At 70.7% G+C, this 23,996-nt stretch carries 16 protein-coding genes; 9 read left to right on the top strand and 7 right to left on the bottom strand.

All coding sequences use genetic code 11. The annotated features are described in order from the left end of the window. Positions 1–56: 56 nt before the first annotated feature. Complete coding sequence (locus EP757_RS20435; RefSeq protein WP_232050598.1) at positions 57–1,664, bottom strand: glycosyltransferase family 2 protein; 1,608 nt, start codon at positions 1,662–1,664, stop codon at positions 57–59. 634 nt (positions 1,665–2,298) lie between these two features. On the opposite strand from EP757_RS20435, the gene EP757_RS20440 reads away from it, so the two are divergent. Next, positions 2,299–3,540, top strand: coding sequence for an IS256 family transposase (locus EP757_RS20440; RefSeq protein ID WP_127553492.1), 1,242 nt, complete (start codon positions 2,299–2,301; stop codon positions 3,538–3,540). 369 nt (positions 3,541–3,909) lie between these two features. After that, positions 3,910–4,353, top strand: coding sequence for a hypothetical protein (locus EP757_RS20445; RefSeq protein ID WP_127548356.1), 444 nt, complete (start codon positions 3,910–3,912; stop codon positions 4,351–4,353). Positions 4,354–4,709: 356 nt separating this feature from the next. On the opposite strand, the gene EP757_RS20455 is transcribed toward EP757_RS20445, so the two are convergent. Further along, positions 4,710–5,498, bottom strand: coding sequence for a M15 family metallopeptidase (locus EP757_RS20455; protein WP_127548358.1), 789 nt, complete (start codon positions 5,496–5,498; stop codon positions 4,710–4,712). A gap of 95 nt (positions 5,499–5,593) precedes the next feature. Here EP757_RS20455 and EP757_RS20460 point away from each other — a divergent pair, with 95 nt between their 5' ends. Beyond that, positions 5,594–6,748, top strand: coding sequence for an FxsB family cyclophane-forming radical SAM/SPASM peptide maturase (locus tag EP757_RS20460; RefSeq protein WP_127548360.1), 1,155 nt, complete (start codon positions 5,594–5,596; stop codon positions 6,746–6,748). On the opposite strand, the gene EP757_RS20465 is transcribed toward EP757_RS20460, so the two are convergent. Genes EP757_RS20465 through EP757_RS20480 form a run of 4 tightly spaced genes read right to left on the bottom strand, consistent with a single transcriptional unit; the run spans position 6,714 to position 11,044 of the window. Continuing rightward, positions 6,714–7,856: an AI-2E family transporter gene (locus EP757_RS20465; RefSeq protein ID WP_127548362.1), complete on the bottom strand. Its 1,143-nt coding sequence runs from the start codon at positions 7,854–7,856 to the stop codon at positions 6,714–6,716. The genes EP757_RS20460 and EP757_RS20465 overlap by 35 nt on opposite strands. Before the next feature lie 4 nt (positions 7,857–7,860). Further along, entirely contained in the window at positions 7,861–9,075 is a 1,215-nt protein-coding gene (locus EP757_RS20470) for a lipopolysaccharide biosynthesis protein (RefSeq protein ID WP_127548364.1), read from the bottom strand. Further along, positions 9,072–9,845 carry a glycosyltransferase family 2 protein gene (locus EP757_RS20475; RefSeq protein WP_127548366.1) on the bottom strand — a complete coding sequence of 258 codons (774 nt, stop codon included), beginning with the start codon at positions 9,843–9,845 and terminating at the stop codon, positions 9,072–9,074. The genes EP757_RS20470 and EP757_RS20475 overlap by 4 nt, the downstream gene beginning before the upstream one ends. Further along, a complete protein-coding gene (locus EP757_RS20480) occupies positions 9,842–11,044 on the bottom strand; it encodes a nucleotide sugar dehydrogenase (protein ID WP_127548368.1) in 1,203 nt (400 codons plus the stop codon). The genes EP757_RS20475 and EP757_RS20480 overlap by 4 nt, the downstream gene beginning before the upstream one ends. A 139-nt stretch (positions 11,045–11,183) precedes the next feature. On the opposite strand from EP757_RS20480, the gene EP757_RS20485 reads away from it, so the two are divergent. From EP757_RS20485 to EP757_RS43275, 3 genes are read left to right on the top strand one after another with little or no spacing between them, the layout of a single operon-like run. Further along, on the top strand, positions 11,184–13,055 hold the full coding sequence (locus EP757_RS20485; RefSeq protein ID WP_127548370.1) for a hypothetical protein: 1,872 nt from the start codon (positions 11,184–11,186) through the stop codon (positions 13,053–13,055). Next, positions 13,056–14,762 carry a hypothetical protein gene (locus EP757_RS20490; protein WP_127548372.1) on the top strand — a complete coding sequence of 569 codons (1,707 nt, stop codon included), beginning with the start codon at positions 13,056–13,058 and terminating at the stop codon, positions 14,760–14,762. Beyond that, a complete protein-coding gene (locus EP757_RS43275; protein WP_174262424.1) occupies positions 14,759–14,920 on the top strand; it encodes a hypothetical protein in 162 nt (53 codons plus the stop codon). Before EP757_RS20490 ends, EP757_RS43275 begins: the two co-directional genes overlap by 4 nt. On the opposite strand, the gene EP757_RS20495 is transcribed toward EP757_RS43275, so the two are convergent. Beyond that, a complete protein-coding gene (locus EP757_RS20495; RefSeq protein ID WP_127548374.1) occupies positions 14,905–16,104 on the bottom strand; it encodes a glycosyltransferase family 4 protein in 1,200 nt (399 codons plus the stop codon). The two genes, EP757_RS43275 and EP757_RS20495, sit on opposite strands and share 16 nt — an antisense overlap. Positions 16,105–16,208: 104 nt before the next feature. Here EP757_RS20495 and EP757_RS20500 point away from each other — a divergent pair, with 104 nt between their 5' ends. From EP757_RS20500 to EP757_RS20510, 3 genes are all read left to right on the top strand, one after another. Further along, entirely contained in the window at positions 16,209–17,942 is a 1,734-nt protein-coding gene (locus EP757_RS20500) for a substrate-binding and VWA domain-containing protein (protein ID WP_127548376.1), read from the top strand. Beyond that, positions 17,939–22,858 (top strand): alpha-(1->3)-arabinofuranosyltransferase family protein, encoded by a 4,920-nt coding sequence (locus EP757_RS20505; RefSeq protein ID WP_127548378.1) that lies wholly within the window; start codon positions 17,939–17,941, stop codon positions 22,856–22,858. The genes EP757_RS20500 and EP757_RS20505 overlap by 4 nt, the downstream gene beginning before the upstream one ends. Positions 22,859–22,924: 66 nt before the next feature. Continuing rightward, positions 22,925–23,980, top strand: coding sequence for a DUF3068 domain-containing protein (locus EP757_RS20510; RefSeq protein WP_127548380.1), 1,056 nt, complete (start codon positions 22,925–22,927; stop codon positions 23,978–23,980). Positions 23,981–23,996: the final 16 nt, after the last annotated feature.

Raw genomic sequence — 23,996 nt, forward strand, 5'->3', positions numbered from 1 at the left:
CACCTCTCGGCGTCGTGGTCCGGGTCAGGCGGCGGGTGGTGGCAGGCAGGCGTCGGTCAGGCGGTGGCGGCGAGTTGCTGCTGCTCGGTGGCGGTCCGGCTGCCGGCGAGCGGATGCGGGCCCTCCGGGGACTCCGCCGGCTTCGCGCCGTGCCGGATCCGGCCGCCGGTGACCGATTCGAGGATCATGCGGCCGAGGATCAGAACGATCATGGAGGCCCAGCCGACGGACAGCCACGTCGGCGCCGGATCGGCCATCACCAGCACACCGACCACGATCGCCGTCACGTTCAATATCAGCAGGGCGAGGAGGGGCATGACCGCCCAGAGCGACCGTGTGCCGTCGCCACCGGCGTTGGTGGCCTTCCACTTCGCCGGCCGGCCGGCCAGCACGCCGCCGAGTGCCCGCAGATGCACCGGTGTCGCGCCGATGCTGGCCACGATCGCCGACAGTTTGAACCCGCCCGACTGCAGCCAGGTGACCAGCAGCACGGCCGCCTGGAAAGGCAGGTAGTGGGTGGCCCAGGCGAGGCCGTCGGCACGGATCGGGCTCAGCGCGAAGAGGAGATAGAGCGCCGGGAAGAGCATGAAGGTCAGCATCGCCAGGGAGAGCAGATAGTGCGTGCCGCAGAACAGGTACTGCAGGCGCTGATCGATGGTCAGGCCGATGCCGCGCTTGAACAGCCGCCCGCGCAGCAGCACCTCGAAACCGCCGCTCGCCCAGCGCAGCTGCTGCTTCAGGTACGACGGGACGTCCTGCGGGGCCAGCCCGCGGGCCAGCACCTGCGGGACGTAGATGGACTTCCAGCCCCGCTTGTGCAGCTCGATCGACGTCCAGAGGTCCTCGGAGTTGCTGCCCGTCCAGATTCCGCCGATCTCGTCCAGCGCGGCACGCCGGAACATCACGTTCGTGCCGACGCAGAAGGCGGCGTTGAAGTGGTTCTTGCCGGGGCAGACCAGCTCGTAGAAGATGCGCTGGGCTTCGCCGGAGCCGGTGGCGACCAGATTGACGTTGTTCGTGTAGTACTGCGGCGACTGGACGAACGCGACCTCCGGATCGTGGAAGTGCGGCAGGACGCTGATCAGGAAGTTCGGCTCGGGCACATGGTCGGCGTCGAAGATGACCACGAATTCGCCGTTCGTACGGGCCAGTCCGGCGTTGACGTTGCCGGCCTTGGCGTGCGCGCCGCCGGGGCGGCGCAGATAGCCGACGCCCGCCTGGTCCGCGATCGCCCGCAGTTCCTCGCTGTCGCCGTCGTCGAGCAGGAACGTGCGGTGCGGCAGGTCCATGTCGCGGGCCGCGAGCACGGTGCGCCGCACCAGTGCCGGCTCCTCGCCGTACGCGGTGATGAAGACGTCGATCGACGACACCTCGGAGCCGGCACGCAGCCGGTTACGCCAGACCGTGACGTCCACCGGCTCGGGCCGGTCGTCGTGGGCCAGGATGGTCCACCACGTGCCGATCAGGTGCAGGGCGGTGAGGCCTTCGGCGGCCAGCATGGCGAACCAGAGCCAGCCGGGCCCGCGGTACGCCGGGTTGAGCAGGAACAGCTGGTAGAACAGCGTGGCGACGAGCGCGGCGATGATGGCGACACGCGTCGAACGCTGGAGCGGCCGCCAGGCCAGGCGGGCTGCCCGGCTCTGCGGAACAGGCGGTGCCGTCATGGATGCTCCCGGAAGCACTCGATATCTAGCCCCGTGGATTCGGTGCCGTAGACCAGAGAACAGGAACATCGCATCAACCGCGACCCACGCATTCGAACATTAATATTCAGCACGGGTTACGGACTTCTAAATCATGATCTTGCTTCGGCGCTCGCGCGGCCTTGAGCTGGCGTTACACATTTATTCGTGTTAATTCTAAATGACTGTCCGGTCTCTTTTATTCGCCAGGTAAACCTGGACCGTGGGCGAGGTCACATGGCCTGCGGGCCGAGGCGAAGCGCCTTATCAATGCGACGGAAACGCTGCGGAAACGAGGCACCTGAGTGAAATTTATTCACGGCCTGGTGGCACCGAAACGCGTGCTCACGGCTGCCGCTCGATCCACCCATTGATCACAGGTTGGTGGTGCTGAAGTGCATGTGTCGTTCGGCTCTTGATCGCGAGCCTGCTAGAGGTGCTGCACACCCGTTTTCACCAGCTACTTGATACGTCAGCTCTAGTCGGCGATGGTCGATGCTGGTGGCCGATCGGCGGGTCACGTCCACCGAAGTGGTGTATGACCTGGCCTTTCCGGGTGCATAAGGCGGCCATCGCAGATCCTTCGGATTGTCTAGATCAGAAGGAGAGACCTGCGATGGCCGCAGACCCGAGTGTGAACGTTGCCGAGTTGCTGCGCGAGCATCTTCAATCGGCGAGCCCTGATCTATTGCGGGCGATGGTGAAAACCTTCGCTGACGTGCTGATGTCCGCTGAGGTCGACGCACTCTGCGGCGCCGAGTACGGCGAACGCAGCACCGAACGGACCAACTCCCGTAACGGCTACCGCCACCGCGACTGGGACACCCGAGCCGGCACCGTCGAGCTGGCCATCCCGAAACTGCGGTCGGGTTCGTATTTCCCGGACTGGCTGTTGCAGCACCGCCGCCGCGCCGAACAAGCCCTCGTCTCGGTGGTCGCGACCAGCTACCTGCTCGGAGTGTCGACCCGGCGGGTCGAGAAGCTCGTCGAGCAACTCGGCATCAAACAGCTGTCCAAGTCGCAGGTCTCGGAGATGGCCCGGCACCTCGACGCGCAAGTCGAAGCGTTCCGCCAGCGGCCCCTCGATGCCGGCCCTTACACGTTCGTCTGGGTCGACGCGCTGGTCATCAAGGTCCGCGAGGCCGGCCGCACCATCAACGTCCACGCCCTGATCGCGGTCGGTGTCAACGCCGATGGCGGCCGTGAGGTCCTCGGCCTGGACGTCACCAGTGACGAGGACGGTGCCGGCTGGCTGGCGTTCCTGCGCTCGCTGACAGCCCGCGGCCTGGGCGGGGTCCGCCTCGTGGTCTCCGACGCTCACCGCGGTCTGGTCGGTGCCGTCGGCGCGGCGTTGCCAGGTGCGTCCTGGCAACGATGCCGCACCCACTACCTGCGCAACCTGCTCGCCAAAGTCCCCAAGAGCGCGCAGCCGTGGGTGGCCACCCTGGTCCGCACGGTCTTCGACCAGCCCGACACCGACGAGGTCCACGCCCAGTTCGCCCGCGTGCTCGACAGCATCGCCGAGAAGTTCCCCGACGCCGCCGAGCACCTCGACGCCGCCCGCGATGACCTGCTCGCCTTCACCGGTTTCCCGCGCGAGCTCTGGCGCCAGATCTGGTCCAACAATCCCCAAGAACGGCTCAACAAGGAGATCCGCCGCCGCACCGACGTCGTCGGGATCTTCCCGAACCGGGCCGCGATCATCCGCCTCGTCGGTGCGGTCCTGGCCGAACAAACCGATGAATGGGTCGAAGGCCGCCGCTACATGGGCCTGGACCTGCTCCGCAAAGCACGACTCACACCCATCACCACCAGCCAAGACACTGAAGCGCAACAGCCCGCCGAGATCGCCGCATAGCATCAACCCACACGGATCAGCGATGGCTAACTCTTACACCACGCCAGTGGACGTGACCCGATCGGCGGCCCGGCGGCGGCCCGGACGGCCCAGAGACGGCCCGGGTCGCCCAAGGTCTTTTCCTGCGGCCGTGACAACCTCACTCACCCCGACCCCCCCGCCTAGCTTGGCTGGCATCCCGTCGCGCACGTCCTACGGGGCCGGACAGGCGCGGTCTGGCTTCGTGCTGTGTGTGAGGGGAAGTCGGCCAGGCTGGGCATCCCAGAGCGCCAGGCCCAGGGGCGGTAGCCCCGGCCGCCGGAGGCCGCTCGTCCCTTGGGCCCTCCCGGTAGCCGCCCAGGGCTCAGCACCGTCGATAGCCTAGAAACCATGAACAACAGTGTTGTGCCAGCAATCGTTGCTGCGTGTTCCGCCCTGATCGTTGCTGCCATCGGAGTGGCCGGTGCTGTGATCGGAGCGAGGCTGCACAAGGCTCGGGAGCACCAGCATTGGCTGCGGGATCAGCGTCTTCGCGTCTCAGTCGACTTCATCACTGCAACACGGAGACTGCTCAACGAGTACCGGCGTATCGGCGAGGCAGGCATGGACCAGGACGAGCGGAACGAGTTGCGAGGCAGGATGCGCACCGCTCGATCCGCTATCGAGTTGCTTTTCGCTCCCGCAACGGTGGCCGCCGTCAAGCTGGTGAACGATCTCCTCTACCTCACGCGGCCGGGCGAGTCGGCTGCGCAGAAGGAGCAGTCAGAGGATGCCTTCCGGCAGGTCGTTCTGGCACTTCGCGCGGAGGTTAATTTGGAGCCGCAGCCCAAGTAAGGCGAACTGCCCTCCGGCGAGACCGAACTCGGAAAGTGTGATCCCTCGGTGCCCCCGACGTGTGGTCTGACCAAGAGTCGGCGGCTTCGTCGTGTCAGCCTGTGCCGCAGGAGCAGCCGCCGGGTCGCGCCGTGAGCGCGCTGCGGCATTTCTACGCCTCGGTGCTGCTCGACGCGGGCGAGACTGAGTGGCTGGGTCACGCCGACCCGGCGTTCACGCTGCGGGTGTATGCCCACCTGATGCCGGACAGTCCCGCCCGCGCCCGCAAGGCCCTCGACGCGCTGTTCGACGGCCCGACCGGCTTTCACGCCCCAGCGACGGCCCAGCCGGGGAGTGACCCACATATGGCCAGTTCATCACAGGTTTGTGGTGCTGAAGTGCATGTAGTCCTTGAGGGACTTCCAGCGCCCACCCCAAGCGAACCCCTCCACCGTGAACGCCTCGGCGGCGCCGTTCTCGTGGATCATGCCCGGCCAGTAGTGGGAACGTTCCAGCCACTTCTCCGTGTTCGGCGGGTCCAGGTAGTCGCCTCGGATCATCGGATTCTGCCGGGGGTTGACGTCGATGGCCCGGCCGTAGGAATGCTGCGACCACTTCGTGGTGCCGGCGACGAAACGGCACTCATATCCACTCGTCAACACCGATTTATCCGATAAACCGGGCATGTTCACCGATGCCGGCTGCATCACCATGATCGGAAAGCGCCACCGATACAACTGACCGAACGCCCGCTGCGTGGCCGCCACCAGCGACCGATGCATGATCAGGCTGCCGTTGTGGACCTTGCCCTGGAAGTCGATGTACCGCACCCAGATCCGCCGCAACTCGGACGCCGGCACTGGGCATTTCCGGTCAGCGCTGCCGTTGGCTTCGAGCGCCGTGACGGTCTCGCTGCGCGTCCGGAACTCCGGGATGGGCGCGCGCGGGGAGGCGAGTCGCAGCATGCCGTCGGCCCGCAGTTTCGCGTACGACCCCAGCCCATTCCAAGATCGCAAGGAGGCGACCGGTACATCGTGCTGCGAGGCGATCCCGAAGAGCGTGTCCCCGGGCCGGACGACATGAGCGGACGACGGGGCCGGCGGCAGGGCTGATGAAGGGGTGGCAGGGGTCAGGGCAAGCGCCAGCGCGGCGACGATTTTCAGCACAATTAACCAGGATCAGCCACAAACCACCCCCGCAGACCCACTCGTCAAGACAGTGACGCACTTCACAAAATGGACACGGCACGTACCGTGGACCCATGCACCCCCGCTGGCCGTACCAACTGCTCGACCTTGACCGGCTCCGAGCCGGCGGCTGGCGTCCCAGGCCTTTCCGCGAGTTCGTACTCAAGGTCCACCAGCGCTGCAACCTGGCCTGCACGTATTGCTACGTCTACGAGTCCCCCGACCAGTCCTGGCGGCAGCGCCCCCGCCTGATGAGCGACGACGTGTGGCAGGCGGCGTCCCGGCGGATCGCCGAGCACGCCGGGGAGCATTCCCTCGACGAGGTACGCGTGGTGCTGCACGGCGGAGAACCGCTCCTCGCCGGCCCCGCCCGCCTGCGCTCCAAGATCGCCGAGCTGCGCACAGCTCTGCCGGCGACGACGACGGCCCAGGTGACGATGCAGACGAACGGTATAGGGCTGACGCCGAAGGCCCTGGCCGAGCTGGCCGCCGCGGACATCCGGGTCGGGGTGAGCATCGACGGGACGGCCACCGACCACGATCGTCACAGGGTGTTCAGAAACGGTCGCGGCAGTCACGCCGCCACCGCACGAGCCCTGCAGAATCTCCATGATCACCCCCATCTGTACGCCGGACTGCTCTGCACGATCGACCCCACCACGGACCCGGTGGCGACCTACCGGGCGTTGCTCAGCCACGAGCCCCCGGCCGTCGACCTGCTCCTGCCGCACGCGAACTGGGCGCAGCCCCCGCAGCACGACACGGCCCGCTGGCTGATCGCCGTGTTCGACCAGTGGTACGCGGAACCGAAGACCCGCATCCGCCTCTTCGAGGACGTGATGAGCCTGCTGCTGGGCGGATCGTCCCGCTCCGAGCAGATCGGCCTGAGCCCGGTCGTCGTCGCGGTGGTCGAGTCGGACGGCGCGATCGAGCAGGTCGACGCGCTCAAGAGCACCTACCCGGGCGCGGCCGCGACCGGCCGTAACGTGCTGACCGACGCGTTCGACACGGTGCTCACGCATCCCGGGGTGGCGGCCCGGCAGATCGGCGTGGAGGCGCTCGCCGACGGCTGCCGGAGCTGTCCCGTGCACCGGGTCTGCGGCGCCGGGCACTACGCCCACCGCTACCGGCCCGGTGACGGGTTCCGCAATCCGACCGTCTACTGCGCCGACATGAACCGGCTGATCAGGCACATCAGTGAGCGCCTGAAGGCTGATCTGCGTCAGTGACGGCAGCCGGCGAATCCGAAGACGGCGGTGGATCAGCGACGACCGCCGGCTCACTCAACTGTTCCCGCAGGTAGTTCCAGATGACGGCGACGATGGCCGCGACGGGGACCGCCAGCAGCGCCCCGACGATCCCGTACAGGCTGCTGCCCAGCGTCACCGCGAGCAGCACCACGCCGGCGTGCAGGCCGAGACCGCGGCTCTGCACCATGGGCTGGAAGACGTTCCCCTCCAGCTGCTGCACCGCCACGATGATGGCGAGCACGATGAGCGCGTCGGTCCAGCCGTTCGAGACGAGCGCGATCAGCACTGCGACGAAGCCGGCGAAGAGGGCGCCGACGATCGGCACGAACGCCGTGACGAAGGTGAGCACGGCGAGCGGCAGCACCAGTGGCACGCCGACGATCCACAGTCCGACGCCGATGAAGACGGCGTCGAGCAGGCCGACGAACGCCTGCGAGCGGACGAACGAGCCGAGCGTGTTCCAGCTGCGGCTGGTGATCGCCGGGACGTCGGTGGCGAGCCGGCCGGGCAGCTGCCGGGAGAGCCACGGCAGGAAGCGCGGGCCGTCCTTCAGGAAGAAGAACATCAGGAACAGCGCGAGGATCGTCGTGACCAGGCCGTCCACCACGGTGTTCACGCCGGTGAGGGTGGCCGTCGCGATGCTGCCGACGCTGTCCTGGATCCGGTCGATGGCAGTGCTCAGGGCCGAGTCGACCTGGTCGTCGCCGATGTTCAGCGGCGGGCCGGCCGCCCAGTCGCGGACGGTCTGGATGCCGTCGGACACCCCGGTCGCGAGCTTGCCCGACTCGGAGGCCACCGGGACGATGATGCCGACCAGGATGCCCGCGGCGATCGCCAGGAACAGGATGGTGACGAACGAGGCGGCCAGGGCCGGCGGCCACCTGTGCTTGCGCAGGAAGCGGACCGGCGGCCAGGTCAGCGTCGTCAGCAGCAGCGCGACGACCAGCGGCCAGACGATCGACCAGGCGGTGCCGATCAGTCGCAGCACCACCCAGGTCATCAGCAGCACGACCAGCACCTGCAACGAGATGAAGGCGGACGTGCGCAAGGCGTGGCGCGACTTACCGGCGCTCAGAGTGGGGCCCATGTGATCACCCTAGGGAACGGTGACCACCGGCGCTCGCTCGAACCCATACCTTACTTACTACGGCTGCTGCGGCCGTGCCGGCGAGCGCCAGGACAGCGGCGCCGAGCGCGGACCACATGATCGCCGTGAACGTGTGCGGCACCAGCCACTCGGTGGTGACCACGAGCAGGACCGTGGCGGCCCACAGCGGAGCGGCCGGCCACCGGGCGCCGGCCGCGACCTGGGCGTTGACCAGCACGAACACCAGGGCGTAGCAGGCGCCGGTCGCCGCGAACACCGGGGCGTACTCGGCGAGCGACACGTAGTCCGGTCCGCCGGCCAGCCGGAACGCCAGCTCGCCGGCGACCGCGGAGGCCAGGATCAGCAGGGCGCCGCAGCCGGCCACCAGTCCGGCGGCGACGGTGAGGGCGCGGCGGCTGCCCTGCGCAAGCCGGGGCAGGGCGAGGACGGTGACGACCTGCGGTGCCCAGAGCGCGCCCTTGGTCAGCACGGTGCCGACCGCGTACGCGCCGGAGTCGGCGGCGGGGAGCAGGTGCCGGGCGAGGATCAGGTCGGCGTACGACACGATCAGCATGGCGAGCGTGGCGGAGCAGGCCGTGACGATCTGACGCGCGGTGATGCCGAGACCGCCGTGGTCGGCCGGCACCCGGGCCAGGACCGCGAGCACCGGCGGGATCAGCAGCGAGACGACCGCCCCGATCGCCATGGAACCGGTCAGTCCGGCGCCCAGCAGCAGGCCGGCGATCAGTCCGCCGTACCGGCCGGTTGCGAGGACCGTCATGCCGGCGGCGAGCCGGAGGAACCGCCCGGCGCCCTGGAGCTCACCCAGCCAGCGGCCGGCCGCCACGACGGTGAAGGTCTGCACGGCGAGCAGCAGGATCACGGCGAGGGGCAGATCGAGCAGCGGTCCGGCGATCGGGGCGAGCAGCGCGACGACGCCGGCGCAGAGGGCCGCGGTGAGCCAGCCGGCCCGGGCGGCCGTCGCTGAAGGATGACGTGCCCGGTGCACCGCCACGGCGATCTGCAGACCGGTGCCGGGAACGCTCGCGATCGCGGCGATCGCGAGCACGGTGGCGAGCGCGCCGAGGTCGGCGGCGTCCAGGCCGCGGGCGCCGATGACCGGTACGAGGTAGCCCAGCGCGCTGGTCAGCGCCCCGGCGACGGCGACCGCCGCACCGGAGACACCGATCCGCCGGCCGGTGGAGGCTCGCACGGTCACGCCCGGGAGTCCTCCTTGGCCGGCGTCGCGGTCCGGGCCGACTCCCACCGCGCGGCCAGTTCCTCCGTCGTGAGCCGCCGGCCGAACGCGAAGAAGTACCACTTCAGGTAGCTCGGCAGGAACCGGCCCACATCGAAGTGTGACTCGCCGAGCTGCCGGTCGAGCCAGATCGTCGGGATCTCGGCGACCATCCGGCCGGTCCGCGCGGCCTTCGCGGTCAGCTCGATGCCGATCTCGAAGCCGGTCCGCGACTCGATGCCGACCTCGCGGACGAACGCGGTGTCATAAGCCTTGAAGCTGTTCGTGGCATCGCGGGTGCCGACCCGGGCGAACGCGTGCAGGGTGCGCCCGGCCCACCGGGACGCCAGCCGCTTGAACCGCGGGCCGCCGACCTGCTGGCCACCGGGCATGTACCGGGAGGCGGCCGCGACGACCACGCCCCGGTCGACCAGCCGGGCCAGTTCGTCGATCTGCTGCGGGTCGTCGCAGCCGTCGGCCATCGTCACGACCGCCACCGGCGCCGTCGCCGCGTTGATGCCGAACCGGATCGCGTTCGCGGGCCCCCGGCCGTAGGTGTTGAGCACCGTGCGGACCCGCGGGTCGTGCCGGGCCACCTCGTGCACGAACGGAACCGTGGTGTCCTCCGGCATGTCGTGCACGACCAGCACCTCGGCCGGCAGCAGCACGTCGCGCAGGATCCGCTCGAGGTGCCGGACGACGCCCTCGCCCTCGTTGTAGACCGGGATGACGACGGTGACGCGCGGGCTCACACCAGCACCCCCTGCCCGGTCAGTCCCCACATGTCGATGACGGGCTTGTCGGTGGCGAGCGCCGCGTACTCCTTGTGTGGCGACGCGATCACCAGCACGTCCGCCTTCTCCAGCACCTCGTCGAGCGGCAGGAAGCGGTCGTCGCGCACATGCTCGTCGGTGCAGAGCACATCCCGCGCCTTGATGATCAAGAGCTTGCGGAGCTTGTACGCGAGACTGTCCCGCGGATCGTCGCTCCCGCCCTTGAACGCCATGCCGAGGACGCCGACCGTGAGATCGGCGAGCGGGAACCGCTCCTCGAGCCGGGACACCAGATAGAGGGGGAGGCCCTCGTTGATCAGCATGGCGGAGTGGCCGAGGACGAAGTTGTTGCCGTTGAACGCCGCCAGCTGCATGGTGTCCTTGAGCAGGCACGGCCCGGCGGCGAAACCGGGCATCGGCAGGTCGGCGGCGCGCGGGTAGTCGGTGGTGATCGCGTGCCGGATCCGCTCGTAGTCGAGGCCGAAGTCGTTCGCCATCATCCAGAACTGGTTGGCGGCGGCGAACTTCAGATAGCGCCAGGTGTTGGTGAACAGCTTGGCGAGCTCGGCCTCCTCCGGCTCCAGCCGGATGATCGAGTCGGTGAGGTTGCGGAACAGCTTCTCGGCCCGGTCACCGGCCTGCGGCTTCCGCGCCGCGACCATCTGCGGCAGCGTGAACAGCTCGGTCATCGCCTTGCCCTCGGCGATCCGCTCCGGGCAGAACGCCACGTCGACGTCGAGACCCCAGCCGGACAGCAGCTTCTCGGTGAGCGCGGTGACGCCCGGGTAGACCGTGCTGCGCAGCACCACGAGCTGGCCGTCGCGCATGTGCGGCACGCCGCGCTCGATGGCCCGCGGCACCGCGCCGAGGTCCGGGTTCAGGTGCTCGTCGACCGGGGTGCCGACGACCACGACCAGGGCGTCGGCGAGTCCGACGCTCTCCGGGGCGGTGCTGGCGCGCAGCCGGCCGGCGGCGATCGCCTCGGCGAGCGGCTCGGCCGCGCCCGGCTCGTCGAACGGCAGCGTGCCGGAGTTGACCCGGTCGACGGCGGCCGGGTTGATGTCGTAGAGGAGGACGGAGAGCCCGCGCGACGCCAGCGCGATGCCCAGCGGCAGGCCGACCCGGCCGCATCCGCCCACCACACAGACGTCGACCGCCGCGTCTTCTGCCGTTGTCATCAGTTCCTCACCTGTCGATGCCGGGTGCCGGACTCCGTGCAGGTTACTGGCGAGAAACATTCGGGTCCAGTGCTGGAACAGGTCGTTTGAAGGATGCTGCGGACTTCGGAAACCCGGGTCGTTATGGCACCCTGCTGTCGTGCCCAAGGCTCCAGATCCCGTGGCGTCCCCAGCGGACCGCCACCCGCCCCGGACCGGTGACGCCGATGTCATCACCGCCGTCGCCGTCGTGCTCATCATCGTCAGCGTGGTCGCGCGGGCGCTGATCGCCCGCCGCGGATACCTGTCGTACGACGACTTCCCGCTCATCTCGATGGCGGAGCTGAAGCCGCTGGGCCCCGACTACCTGTTCGGCCTCTTCAACAACCACCTCATGCCGGCCGGCCACCTGGTCACCTGGCTGACCAACCAGCTCGGCGGGTTCGGCTACGGGCCGTACCTCGCCCTGCTGACCGCCGGGCAGGCGCTGGTGGCGATCACGTTCTACCGGCTGCTGCGGCTGATGCTGCTGCCCGGCTGGCTGCTGCTGGTGCCGCTCGCGGTGTTCCTGGTCAGCCCGCTCACCCTGGAGGCCACCTCGTGGTGGGCGGTCGGGATCAACATGCTGCCGATGCAGCTCGCGATGATCCTGGCAGTGGGCGCGCAGGTGAAGTACATCCGCACCGGACGCCGGCTGCACCTGGTGACGCTCGGGCTGGCGATCCTGCTGGGCCTGTTCTTCTTCGAGAAGGCGATCCTCGCTGTCGCGCTGGTCTTCCTGCTGACACTCTTCCTGTACGCGCCGGGCGGCCCGATCACCGCGGTGGTCCAGACGATCCGCCGCTGGTGGCCGTCCTGGCTGGTGCTGACCGGCATCTCGCTGGCGTTCCTCGCGTTCTACCTGTCCCGCTCCACATCGTCGCTGCGCCGGCCGTCCTCGGTCGACGAGGTGATCACGTTCGTGGTGCAGTTCTTCGGGCACACCCTGCTGCCGGGCCTGGTCGGCGGACCGTGGGCGTGGCTCGGCGCGGGCGACGGCGCCCCGATCACCGCGCCCAGCCCGATCGCCCGCTGGATCGCCCTGATCGTCGTGGTGGTGTTCGTGGCGTTCACCATCTGGCAGCGCGGGTGGGCCGCGGCCCGGGCCTGGTTCCTGCTGCTCTCGTACGCCGCGATCGTGGCCGGCCTGCTCGGCGCCACCCGGCTCGGCTCGATCTACAGCGGCGTGGCCGGCGCGGTTCCGCGTTACCTCGCCGACGTCGCGGTGGTCGCCGCGCTCGCGGTCGGCGCGGCCCTCTGCGGGCTGCGGGCGATCGAGGCGACGGCTGCGGCCACGGCCGGGGCGGCGCCGGTCCGGGAGCCGCGCACGGTCATCCCGCGGCGGATCGCGTCCCCGCTGCTGGCCGGCGGCATCGCGGTGTTCGTGGCCAGCGCCGCGTTCAGCACCGCCGGATTCGGCGACGCCTGGGCGGTCAAGCAGGGCCGGGACTACCTGGCGAACGCGCGGGCCGACCTGCGGGCGGCCCCGGCCGGCACGGTCTTCATGGACCAGGCCGTCCCGGAGGGCGTGGTCGGCCGGCTGTCCGGGCCGTACAACATGCAGTCCAGATTCTTCGCCCCGATGCAGGACGGCCCGAACTTCGTCACGCATGCCCGGGAGCTGTCGGTCTTCGACGAGGAGGGGCACGTGCGCCCGGCCTGGGTGCGGGGCCCGCGGTCGCTGCCCGGGCCACGGTCCGGCTGCGGCTACCAGATCGCCGGATCGACGGTTCGCGTCGCGATGGAGGGTTCCGTGCCGGACTATTGGCACGTGGTCCGGATCGCCTATCTCGCCCGCACCGACACGTCGGCGACGGCCCGGCTCGGCTCGGGCGACGTGGTCCCGTTCGACGTGCACCAGGGCCTCAACGCGGTCTTCCTGCTGATGAACGGCGGTGGCTCGACGGTGGAGCTCACGGTCCCGGACAAGACCGCCTCGGTCTGCACCGACGAGGTCCTGGTCGGCGACATCGTCCCGGCGCCGGCCGGATAGGTGCGTGCGTCGCTGACCGGGCCGCGTGCCGTCGCGGCCGGGATCACCGCCGTGGTGCTCGCGCCGCTGGCACTGCCGGGCTACGTGCTGCGCTACGACATGGTCTTCGTGCCGGAGCAGCCGCTGAACTGGGAGATGATCGCCCCGGCCGACGCCCTGCCGCGGGCGGTGCCGCTCGACGCGGTGGTGTCGCTCGCCGACCTGGTCGTGCCGGGCTGGCTGCTGCAGCGGATCGCGCTGGTCGCGATCGTCTATCTGGCCGCGCTCGGCGCCGCCCGGCTGGTGCCGGGCGGACGGCGCCTGACCGGGGTGGTCGCCGCGTTCGCGTACGCGTGGACACCCTTCCTGGCGGAACGGCTGCTGCTGGGTCAGTGGGCGTTGCTTCTCGCGTACGGCGCCCTCCCGTGGCTGGTCATCGCGGCGCGCGACCTGCGCGCCGGACGCCGGGGAGCACTGCCCCGGCTGGTCCTGGCGGCCGCCCCCGCGGCGCTGACCCCGACCGGCGGCCTGATCGCCCTGGTGGCCGTCGCGGTCCTGCTGATCCCGATGAGATCCAGAACCCTGGCAGCGGCCCTCGGCGCGGTGACCGCCCTCAACCTGCCGTGGATCGTGGCGGCGCTGGCGAGCACGGCCGGCGGGAGCTCGGACCCGGAGGGCGTGGCCCAGTTCGCGGCCCGCGCCGAGAACTGGGCCGGCACGCTCGTCTCGCTGCTCGGCACCGGCGGCATCTGGAACGCGCAGACCGTCCCCGGCAGCCGCACCTCGGCGCTCGCCCCGGTGGTCACGCTGCTGCTGCTCGCCGCGGCGGCGATCGGGTTCCGGGAGCTGTGGCGGCGCTGGCGCGGCGACGCGGTCCGGCTGTTCGTGCTGGCCGGGGGCGGGTTTCTGCTCGCCGTCGCGGGCGCGACCCCGGCCGCCGGCCTGCTGCGCTGGCTGGTCGTCTCGGTGCCCGGCGCCGGCCTGCTCCGCGACGGCCAGAAGTTCCTGATCCCGTACGCCCTGGTCCTGGCCCTGGGATTCGCCCTCGGCGCGGAACGGCTCGCCGACCGGCTGGCCCGCCGATTCGAGCCGAACGCCGGCCGGATCCTGCTGATCAGCGCCCTGCTGCTGCCTGTCGTGGCGATGCCCGACCTGGCGTTCGGCGCGGCCGGAGCGCTGCGGCCGGTGTCCTACCCGGCGGACTGGGACGCGGTCGCGGCCCGGGTGGACGCCGCCCCCGGCGAGGTGCTGTCGCTGCCGTTCGAGGGCTACCAGCGCTACGACTGGGCCGATGGAGTGGTGGTGCGGGACCCGGCGCCGCGGTACCTGAACGCCCCGGTGCTGATCAACGATGCCCTGCGGGTCGGCCGGGTGACTGTGGACGGGGAGAGCCCGCGAGCCGCGCGGGCCCAGGCGCTGCTCGACGCCGGCCGGCCGGTCGCCGAGCTCGGCTCGCGCTGGGTTCTGGTCCGGACCGGTCTCGCCGGGACTCTGCCGCCCGCGACGCTCGACGGCCTGCGCCTGGCGTACGACGGCCGGTATCTCCAACTCTGGGAGAACCCGTCTCCGGGTGTCCTTAGTGAAACCTCAGTCGCACGCCGAATCCCTGCCCTGGCTGCGCATCTGCTCGCCGGGACAGTGGTGATCTTCGCTTGTTTTTGCCTCCTGCGGGTACGTCGTGGATCGTGGTACGGTCCGCGCAACCATGAGTCCGGGGAGGAAGAATGATCGTCAAGTTGGCCACGTTCCTCATCGCGGCCTTGGCCGGGGGAGCCCTCGGCGGGGTCGGCGTGGCTGCCACTCTGGGGGCGGTGAGCCCGTCCGCAGACCACGTCGCCAGCGAGACGGACGCCAACCCGGCAGAGGCAATCTACGGCGCGCGCTGATCCGTCAGCGTCGGCTGCCCGGCTTCCAGCCGGCCAGTGATCACCTGGGAGAACGCCGCTCCGGCCTTCTCCCAGGTGAACCGCTGAGCGTGGGTGGCGGCGTTCGCGCCCATCGCGGTACGGCGGGCGGCGTCCAGCAGCAGTGACCGCACCGCCTTGAAGAACTCGTACTCGTCGGCCACCAGCACCCCGGTCTCCCCGTCGGACATCGCGTCGGCGACGCCTCCCGCGGAGCGGAACGCGACCGAGGGCGTGCCCCGTGAGCCGGCCTCCACGATCGTCAGCCCCCAGCCCTCCTTCAACGAGGGCTGCAGCAGCAGCCACGAACTGCCCAGCAGCTCGTGCTTGCGCTCCTCGGTGATGAAGCCGGCGAACTCGACGTGGTCGTTGATGCAGAGGTCGTCCGCGAGCGTGCGCAGCGGCTCGTCCCACCAACCCTGACCGGCCACCACCAGCCGCAGGTCGGGCATCTCGGTCGCGAGCAGGGCGGTGGCGCGCAGCGCGAACTCGACCCGCTTGTGCGGCACCAGGCGGCCCAGGACCACCAGGCTCGGGTACGGCGTCCGTGCCACCGGCGCACCGCAGGCCTCCGGCGTCCCGTTGTGCACGATGGAGATCCGCCGCGGGTCGACGCCGAGACCGGCCAATTCGTTGCGGCTCGTCTCGGAGACCGTGACGTACCGGCAGTCGCGGTAGACGCGGACGGCCAGCACCGACTCGATCCACCAGCCGATCCGGGCGACGCGTGGGCCGAAGACCACCGGCCACTGCTCCCGGTGCACGTGGTGCACCAGGGCGATGACCGGCCGCCGGCGCACGTACAGCCGGCTCAGGAACGGCATCCCGTTGCAGACGTCGACGACGACGTCGGGGCGTCCCAGGCCGTGCGGGGCCAGGCGACGGCGGGACAGCGGGCCGAACCCGAGGACACCGAGCAGGTACACGAGAGCGGCACGGAGGTACACCGTGTGCCGCCCGCCGCGCCGGATGATCCGGACGCCGTCGGCGTTCGTCTCCTCGGCGGGCGCGGTTCCGTACGCCTGGCACAGAATCGTTACGTGATGACCGATGTCGATGAGTTCGGCGGCCACCCGTTCCAGGTAGACCTCGGACCCACCACCCTCGGGATGGCCGGTGTCCCGCCAGTTCAGGAACAGGACGTGAGCACCACGGACACGCGTCATGGTCTACTCTGCCACCCTTACTAGCGAGTACGATTCGCGATCGCGTCACACTAGGGCAGCCCTGCGGAAGACCGCAACGCCTGCGTAACAACGGGAGGGTAAGGGTGTCCGATGGCAGCCTCCGGGCGCGCCCGGAGTTCTGGCCGGTGTCATTGCTCAGCATCGCGCTGATAGCGGTGCTGGCCGGCTGGAGCGGTGGCACCTATCTCGACCGCACCCGGAACGAGAGCGGCTGCGCCGAGCGGACCACGTTGCGGATCGCCGCGGCCCCGAGCGTCGTCCCCCCGGTTCGCGAGATCGCGGCCCAGGTCGCGGGTCGTCAGCCGTGCCTGGACATCCTCGTGGAGGGCCGGGAGTCGGCGGACGTGCTGCGGGCGCTGGCCCGGACCGCTCCGGAGACGGTCGCGGCGTCCTCGTCGGTGTCGTCGCCGTCCCCGGCGAAGAGCAACGAGCCGAGCGAATCGGCGGCGGCGGCCACCGCGAGCGAGGCCCCGGACGTCTGGCTGCCGGAATCGACGCTCTGGCTGCGCCGCGCCCGTGCCACCGGCGCCTTCACCGTCCCGGCCGAGGGCGTCTCGGTCGCCGGCACCCCGATCGTGTTGTCGCTCGCCGAGAAGTCCGCCGACCGGCTCAGCACGAAGAAGACGCCGCTGAACTGGCAGAAGCTGGTCGGCGCCACCACCCGGCCGATGCCGGTCGTGCTGCCCGACCCGGCGACCAGCCCGGTCGGGTTCGGCGCCCTGGTCGGCATCCGCCGGCTCGCCGGGTCCAAGGCGGCCGGCACCGCGGCGATCATGCGGCGGCTCTCGCCGGACACCGCCTCGGTCGCCGGCGAGACGGTGCCCGACCCGACCGGTCCCGGCAAGGACGAGGAGGCCGTGGTGAGCACCGAGCATCAGGTGCTGCAGGCGGCGCTCGACGGACGGCGGCAGGTGGCGGTCTACCCGCCTGCGGCCGTGCCCGGCCTGGACTACCCGTTCGCCGTGCTGACCACGGACACCCGGGCGCGGAGCATGTCGACGACGCTGCTGCGGGCGCTGCTCGCCAAGGACGGCGTCGCCGCGGTGACCGAGCACGGCCTGCGCACGCCCGACGGCAGCGCGCCCGACGGCGTCCCGGCCGCCACCAAGGTGCGGACCACGACGTACGAGCCCGCCGCGCTGCCGTCCGAGTCCGACGCCGAAGACCTGCTCAACGCGTGGGGCGGCGTGCACATCAGCGCCCGGATGCTCGCCGTCTTCGACGTGTCCGGCTCGATGGAGTCGGCGGTGCCCGGCTCGTCGGACACCCGGATGTCGGCGACCATCAAGGCCGCCCAGGACGGCGCGAAGCTGTTGCTGGCGACCACCGAGCTCGGCGTCTGGGAGTTCTCCACCGACCTGGTCGGCAAGCGTGACTACCGCGAGGTCGTGCCGGTCGGCCCGCTCGGCCCGCGCCGCGACGAGATCCTCAGCGAGCTGGGCCGGATGAAGGCCAAGCCGAACGGCCAGACCGGCCTCTACGACACGACACTCGCCGCCTACCGGGACGCCACCCGGAACTGGACGCCCGGCCGGATCAACATGGTCCTGATCCTGACCGACGGCACCGACGACAACGCCAGCGGGATCGGCCGCGCCAAGCTGCTGTCCCAGCTGAGCGACATGTTCGACCGCAAGCGCCCGGTGCCGATCCTCTTCATCGGTGTCGGACCGGAGATCGACTCCGCGGAGTTGAACGCGATCGCCGAGGTGACGAACGGCAAGGTCGCGCTCACCGACAAGCCTTCCGGAATCCGCCAGATCTTCTACACTGCGCTCGCCGAATTCAGCTGCCTGCCCCCGGAGTGCCGCCGATGACCGCCGTCTCCCGGGAGCGGATCACTGTGAAGAAACGTCCCGTTCTCGTCGCGCTCGGCGCATTGCTGCTGGTCGTGGCCGCTTTCATCCAGCGGCCGGGTGAGACCACGTTCGACACCAAACTGGACCTCGCGGAGAACCCGATCGGGTTCATGGCCCGGGCCCTGCACCTGTGGAACCCGTGGGCCACCTCCGGCGAGCTCCAGCAGCAGGCGTACGGCTACCTGTTCCCGATGGGCCCGTTCTTCGCGGCCGGCGACCTGCTCGGCATCCCGCCGTGGATCACGCAGCGGCTCTGGACGGCGACGCTGTTCTGCGCCGCGTACTTCGGCGTGCTGCTGCTGGCCCGGGCCATGCGGATCGGCAGCGACGCCGGCCGGGTCGTCGGCGCCCTGGCGTACGCCCTGGCCCCGCGCATGCTCACCGAGATCGGCCCGCTCTCCTCGGAGATGCTGCCGGTCGTCGTCGTGCCGTGGGTGATGCTCCCGCTGGTCGCGGTGAACCGGATCGGCTCGCCGCGCCGGGCCGCCGCGCTCTCCGCGTTCGCGGTCTGCTTCATGGGCGGGATCAACGCGGCCGCCGTGGTGATGGCCCTGGTGCTGCCCGGCCTCTGGCTGGTCACCCGCCGCTGGGACCGGCAGTTGTTCAAGCTGATCGCCTGGTGGTCCGGGTTCGTGCTGCTCGCGACCCTGTGGTGGATCATCCCGCTGCTGCTGTTCGGCCAGTACAGCCTGCCGTTCCTGGACTTCATCGAGTCGTCGGCGACCACCACCGCGGTGAACTCGCTCTTCCAGGCGGTCCGCGGCACCAACCAGTGGGTCGGCTACATCGTCCAGGGGGAACCGTGGTGGCCGGCCGGCTGGACCCTGATCGACAATCCGGCCCTGATGGCGCTCACCGCGCTGGTCGCGGCGCTCGGCCTGGTCGGGCTCTCGCTGCGCGGGCTGCCCGAGAAGCGGTTCCTGGTCCTCGCCGCGCTGACCGGCCTGACCCTGCTGACCGTCGGGTACGTCGGCACGCTGGACAGCCCGTTCGCCCCGCTGGTCCGGGACCTGCTGGACGGCCCGCTCGCCCCGCTGCGCAACGTGCACAAGTTCGAGCCGATCCTGCGCCTGCCGGTCGCGATCGGTCTCGCGTACCTGGCCAGTCAGGCACCCGCGTGGCGCCGGGTCCGTTTCCCCCTGCCGGCCGCCCCGGTCGTCGCCGCGCTGGTGATCGCCGCCGCGGCGCCCGCCTGGATGCTGCTGCTGCGCCCCGGCCCCGGCTGGTCCTCGATCCCGTCCGCGTGGAGCCAGGCCACCACCTGGCTCACCGACCAGGGCGCTCAGGACCGCACGCTCGTCGTGCCCGGCTCCGGCTTCTCGCAGAACACCTGGGGCCGGACCGTCGACGAGCCGACCCAGCCGCTGGCCGGCGCGCCCTGGTCGACCCGGAACCAGATCCCGCTCGGCTCGGAGGGCAACACGCGGGTGATGGACGCCGTCGAGGCGGTCCTCGCTCAGGGCCGCGGCTCGGCGGCGCTCGCCGACTTCCTGGCCCGTTCCGGATACCAGTACGTGCTGGTCCGGCACGACCTGGACCGCTCTGCCGCGGGCGCGCCACCGATCACCGTGGTCCGCCGGGCCATCCTCGGCTCGCCCGGCCTGGTGGCCGCCGCCGAGTTCGGCCCGCGGGTCGGCGCCGGTGGCCCCGGCCCCAGCCCGGTCGATGCCGGCGTCTCGGTGCCGTCGATCGAGATCTTCAAGGTGGACCGGAAGGTCCCGGTCGCGACGGCGACCGCGACGGCCGGTGTCCCGGTGATCAGCGGTGGCCCCGAATCGCTGCTCGGCATCCTGGAGGACGGGCTGATCGACCCGGCGCAGCCCGCCGTGCTCACCGGCGATCAGGACGGCGACCTCGCCCTCCCGGAAGCGGGCGGGCAGACGATCGTCACCGACGGCCTGCGCCGGCGCGAGCTGAACATCGGCCGGGTACGGGACAACACCAGCCAGACGCTCACCGCTGAGGAGGAGACGCGGCAGGGCCGGGTTCGCAGCGACCTGCTGCCGTTCGACGCGGACGGGCACCAGACGGTCGCGGCGTACCAGGGCATCCGGTCGGTCACCGCGTCCAGCAGCGCCTCCTTCGCCGACTCGATCGGCGCGACCGACCCGTCCGCGATGCCGTTCGCGGCGCTGGACGGGGACTCGTCGACGGCGTGGCGCTCCGATCCCTACCAGGCCGGGTACGGACAGTGGATCGAGGTGCAGCTGGAGACGGCGCAGCGGATCACCGAGGTGACCGTCGACTTCTCCCAGGACCTGCGGGTCGCGTCGCCGGTCTCGTACGTCCGGATCATCACCGACCAGGGCATCGTGGACCGGCCGGTGCCGTCCACCCCGGGCGGGCACACGCTCACCACGCTGCCCGGCCTCACCACCAGCGTCCGGGTCGCCGTGCTCGGCCTGCGGGAGGGGTACGAGGGCGGCGTCGCGCTGCGCGAGCTCGGCATCCCCGGGGTGCGGGCCGAGCGGGCGCTGCGGGTGCCGGACGACGTGCGGGGCACGAGCGTTCCGGCGTACGTGTTCGAGCGCGCCACCCAGGACCGCGACTCCTGCTACGCCGACGGCGGCACGGTCCGCTGCGACCAGTTCCTGGCCCGGGCCGGCGAGGAGCCGCTCGGCGTGGACCGGATCTTCGCGACGCCGGTGAACGCCGCGTACGACCTGAAGCTGACCGCCCTGCCCCGGTCCGGTGGCACGCTGCCGCTCGACCGGAAGGTGGACGCCTCGGCCTCCACGACGCTGACCGGCGACGTGGCCGTCGGCGCGCACGCGGCGGTCGACGGCGACCCGGCGACGGCCTGGCTGGCCGAGCCCACCGACGCGACGCCGACGCTGAAGCTGTCCTGGGACGCCAAGCGGAAGATCGACAAGCTGCGGCTGGTCTCCGCGGAGTCGCCGAGGGCCGCCCAGGCCACCCGGGTGCTGATCCGGGCCGCGGGCAAGGAGGTCGTCACCGAGGTCGCCGCCGACGGGTCGGTGAAGTTCCCGGCGGTCACCACGAAGAAGCTGGAGATCGCGATCCTGGGGGCCACCGAGGTGTCCGCCGACGACCGGGGCGACTGGCTCGCGCCGGCCGGTGTCGCCGAGGTGGAGATTCCGGCGCTGGACGACCTGATCACGCCGGTCTCGGACGGCACGAAGCTGGTCGCGAAGTGCGGCACCGGTCCGGACGTCGTGCTGGACGGGGTCACCTACCCGACGGCGGTCTCCGGCACCCTCGGCGACGTGCGCGCCGGGCGGCGGCTGGCGGTCCGCGTCTGCGACGACTTCGCGAGCCAGAGCGTTGCGCTCAAGGCCGGTGAGCATCGCCTGAGCAGCGTGCCGTCGGCGTCGTACCTGATCGAGTCGGCGAGCCTCGTGCGGGACGGTCTCACGGCCGCGCCGCAGGTCGCCCAGCGCACCGTCGAGGTCGGCGAGTGGGACGCGACGGACCGGCAGGTCACCGTCGGCGCCGGCGCGGAGGCGCTGCTCGTCGTCGCCGAGAACCGCAACGCCGGCTGGACGGCCACCCTGGACGGACGGGAGCTGCGGGCGGTCCGGGTGGACGGCTGGCAGCAGGCGTTCCTGCTCCCGGCCGGCGCCGGTGGCGTGGTGAGCCTGCGGTTCACCCCGGACGAGCCGTACCGGATCGGCCTCGCAGCCGGCGCCGGCTGTGTTCTCCTGGTGCTGCTGTTCGCCCTCGCCCCGGTACGCCGGCGTGCCGCGCCGATCACCCGCCCGCTGGCCCGCGCCTACCGTGCGATCCCCGGCGGCGACTGGTGGATGCTGGTGCCGCTGATGGTCCTCGTCGTCGCGATCGGTGGCGCCGCGGGCGCGGTGTTCCTGCTCTGCGGGCTGATCGGCCGCCAGCTCTGGCCCCGGCTGCTGCCCTGGGTCGCCTTCACCGCGGCCGGGACCGGACTGGTCATCGCCGTCACCGGGCGGCTGAGCGGGCACGGGCAGGCGTGGGCGTACGACGCCGCCGTCCAGCTCGCGATGCTCGCCGCCATCAGCGCTGTCGCCGCGACGGCCGCACCGACATCGAGCCGTAGGGATCCCGATCCGGCGGTCGAGGAAGAGGAGACCCCCGTGGATCCGCACACTGCCACGCTCGGCCGGTCGGTCGCGCTGTTCCAGGCGTTCCGGGTCGAGCAGACCGACCCGGACCGGTTCTACTCGGAGCTGGCCGTCGACTCGGTACGGCAGCTGCGGTCGTACGCCGACCTGGACGACGCCGTGGTGCTCGACGTCGGCGGCGGTCCCGGCTACTTCTCGTCGGAGTTCCGCAAGGCCGGCGCCACGTACATCGGGCTGGACCCGGCCGTCGGTGACTTCGCCGCGGCGGGCGCCGAGGTGAGCGGCATGATCCGGGGGAGTGGCACGGCGCTGCCGGTGCGTACCGGGTCGGTGGACGTCGCCTACTCGTCGAACGTGCTGGAACACGTGCCCGACCCGGAGGCGCTCCTCGACGAGCTGGTCCGGGTCACCAAGCCCGGAGGCACCGTGTACGTGTCGTACACGCCGTGGCTGTCGCCGCACGGCGGGCACGAGACCGGCCCCTGGCACCTGCTCGGCGGCGAGCGGGCCCGGCGCCGCTACGTGCGCAAGTTCGGCAAGGAGCCGAAGAACCGCTACATGGAGAGCCTGTTCCCGATCAGCGCGGCACGGACCATGCGCTGGGCGAAGCAGGCCCGCCGTGCCGGTGAGGTGACCGTGGTCGATGTGCTGCCGCGGTACCACCCCAGCTGGGCTCAGTGGGTCGCCCGCGTGCCTGTGCTGCGGGAGCTGGCTACATGGAACTTCACCGTTGTCCTGCGGCGCACGGGCGAACCAGTTTTAGCAGACGTTCAGGAAGATCTGGTTCAGGTCTCGCGCACCGATGTGACTCAGTAGTAACCTTCCGCAATCTGGCAAGCAGAAACGCCTGCCGAAACCCGCTTTTTACCTCGTGGAGGCACAATGAGGTCCCGCGTCCTCGGCACCGTGCTGTTTGGTCTCGGAGTCCTGGCCATAGTTTTCGCCGCCGGTCTTTACTTCGTGGTGGCACCCAAAGCAGCGCAGCTGCCGTACGACATGGAGCCGACCCAGTCGGTCGCGGAGGCGCAGAACGCGACCTTCCTCCAGGTCACCAGCGGTGAGGCCAAGATCAACCACGGCGCGCTGCGCTCGACCGTGACGGTGCAGCCGGACGCCAAGGAGACCGCGAACCTCGAGGGTGACCTCGACGGCACCGCGATCGTGTGGCTCGCCGGCCAGGACGTCGTGAACACCAGCCTCAACAGCGAGCGGGTCAGCGCGTACAGCACGCGGCTCGCGGTCGACCGTGAGACGGGCGCGGCGGTGCCGTGGGACGGCGCGTGGCTGGACACCGGCAACCAGGAGAAGATCGACTACTCCGGGCACATGTACAAGTTCCCGTTCGGCACCGAGAAGAAGGCCTACCCGATCTACGACCGGGACATCCGCGAGGCGCAGCCGGCCGAGTTCGTGAAGACCGAGGAGATCGCCGGGCTGGAGACCTACCAGTTCACCCAGAAGATCGTCGACGGTCGCCAGCAGCTCGACCCGACCCAGCTGAGCCTGCTGGTCAACCAGCTGCTCGACCCGACCGCGACCACGGCCGAGGTCGTCTACAACAACACCCGCACGGTCTGGGTGGAGCCGGTCACCGGCCAGTTCATCCGGGTCTCCGAGGAGCAGAGCAAGGAGCTGGTCGGCAACAACGGCCAGCGCGTGACGCTGCTCGACGCGGACTTCACCTACACCGAGGACACCATCGAGCGGTCCGCCGCGGCGGCCTCCGACAACCGGCAGAAGCTCCAGCTGGTCGGCCTCTGGGGCCCGCTCGTCCTCGGCCTGATCGGCCTGATCCTGGCCGTCGTCGGCATCATCATCACGGTGCGCAGCGGCCGTTCCGCGACGGGCGTGCCCGCGCAGTCCGGCGGCGACCACGACGACCTGGACGAGGGTGACGGCAAGCCGGCGACGGCGGGCAGCCACCGCGCCGAAGGCTGATCGATCGCGACAAGCG

It is taken from the genome of Actinoplanes sp. OR16, assembly GCF_004001265.1.
Taxonomy (GTDB): domain Bacteria; phylum Actinomycetota; class Actinomycetes; order Mycobacteriales; family Micromonosporaceae; genus Actinoplanes.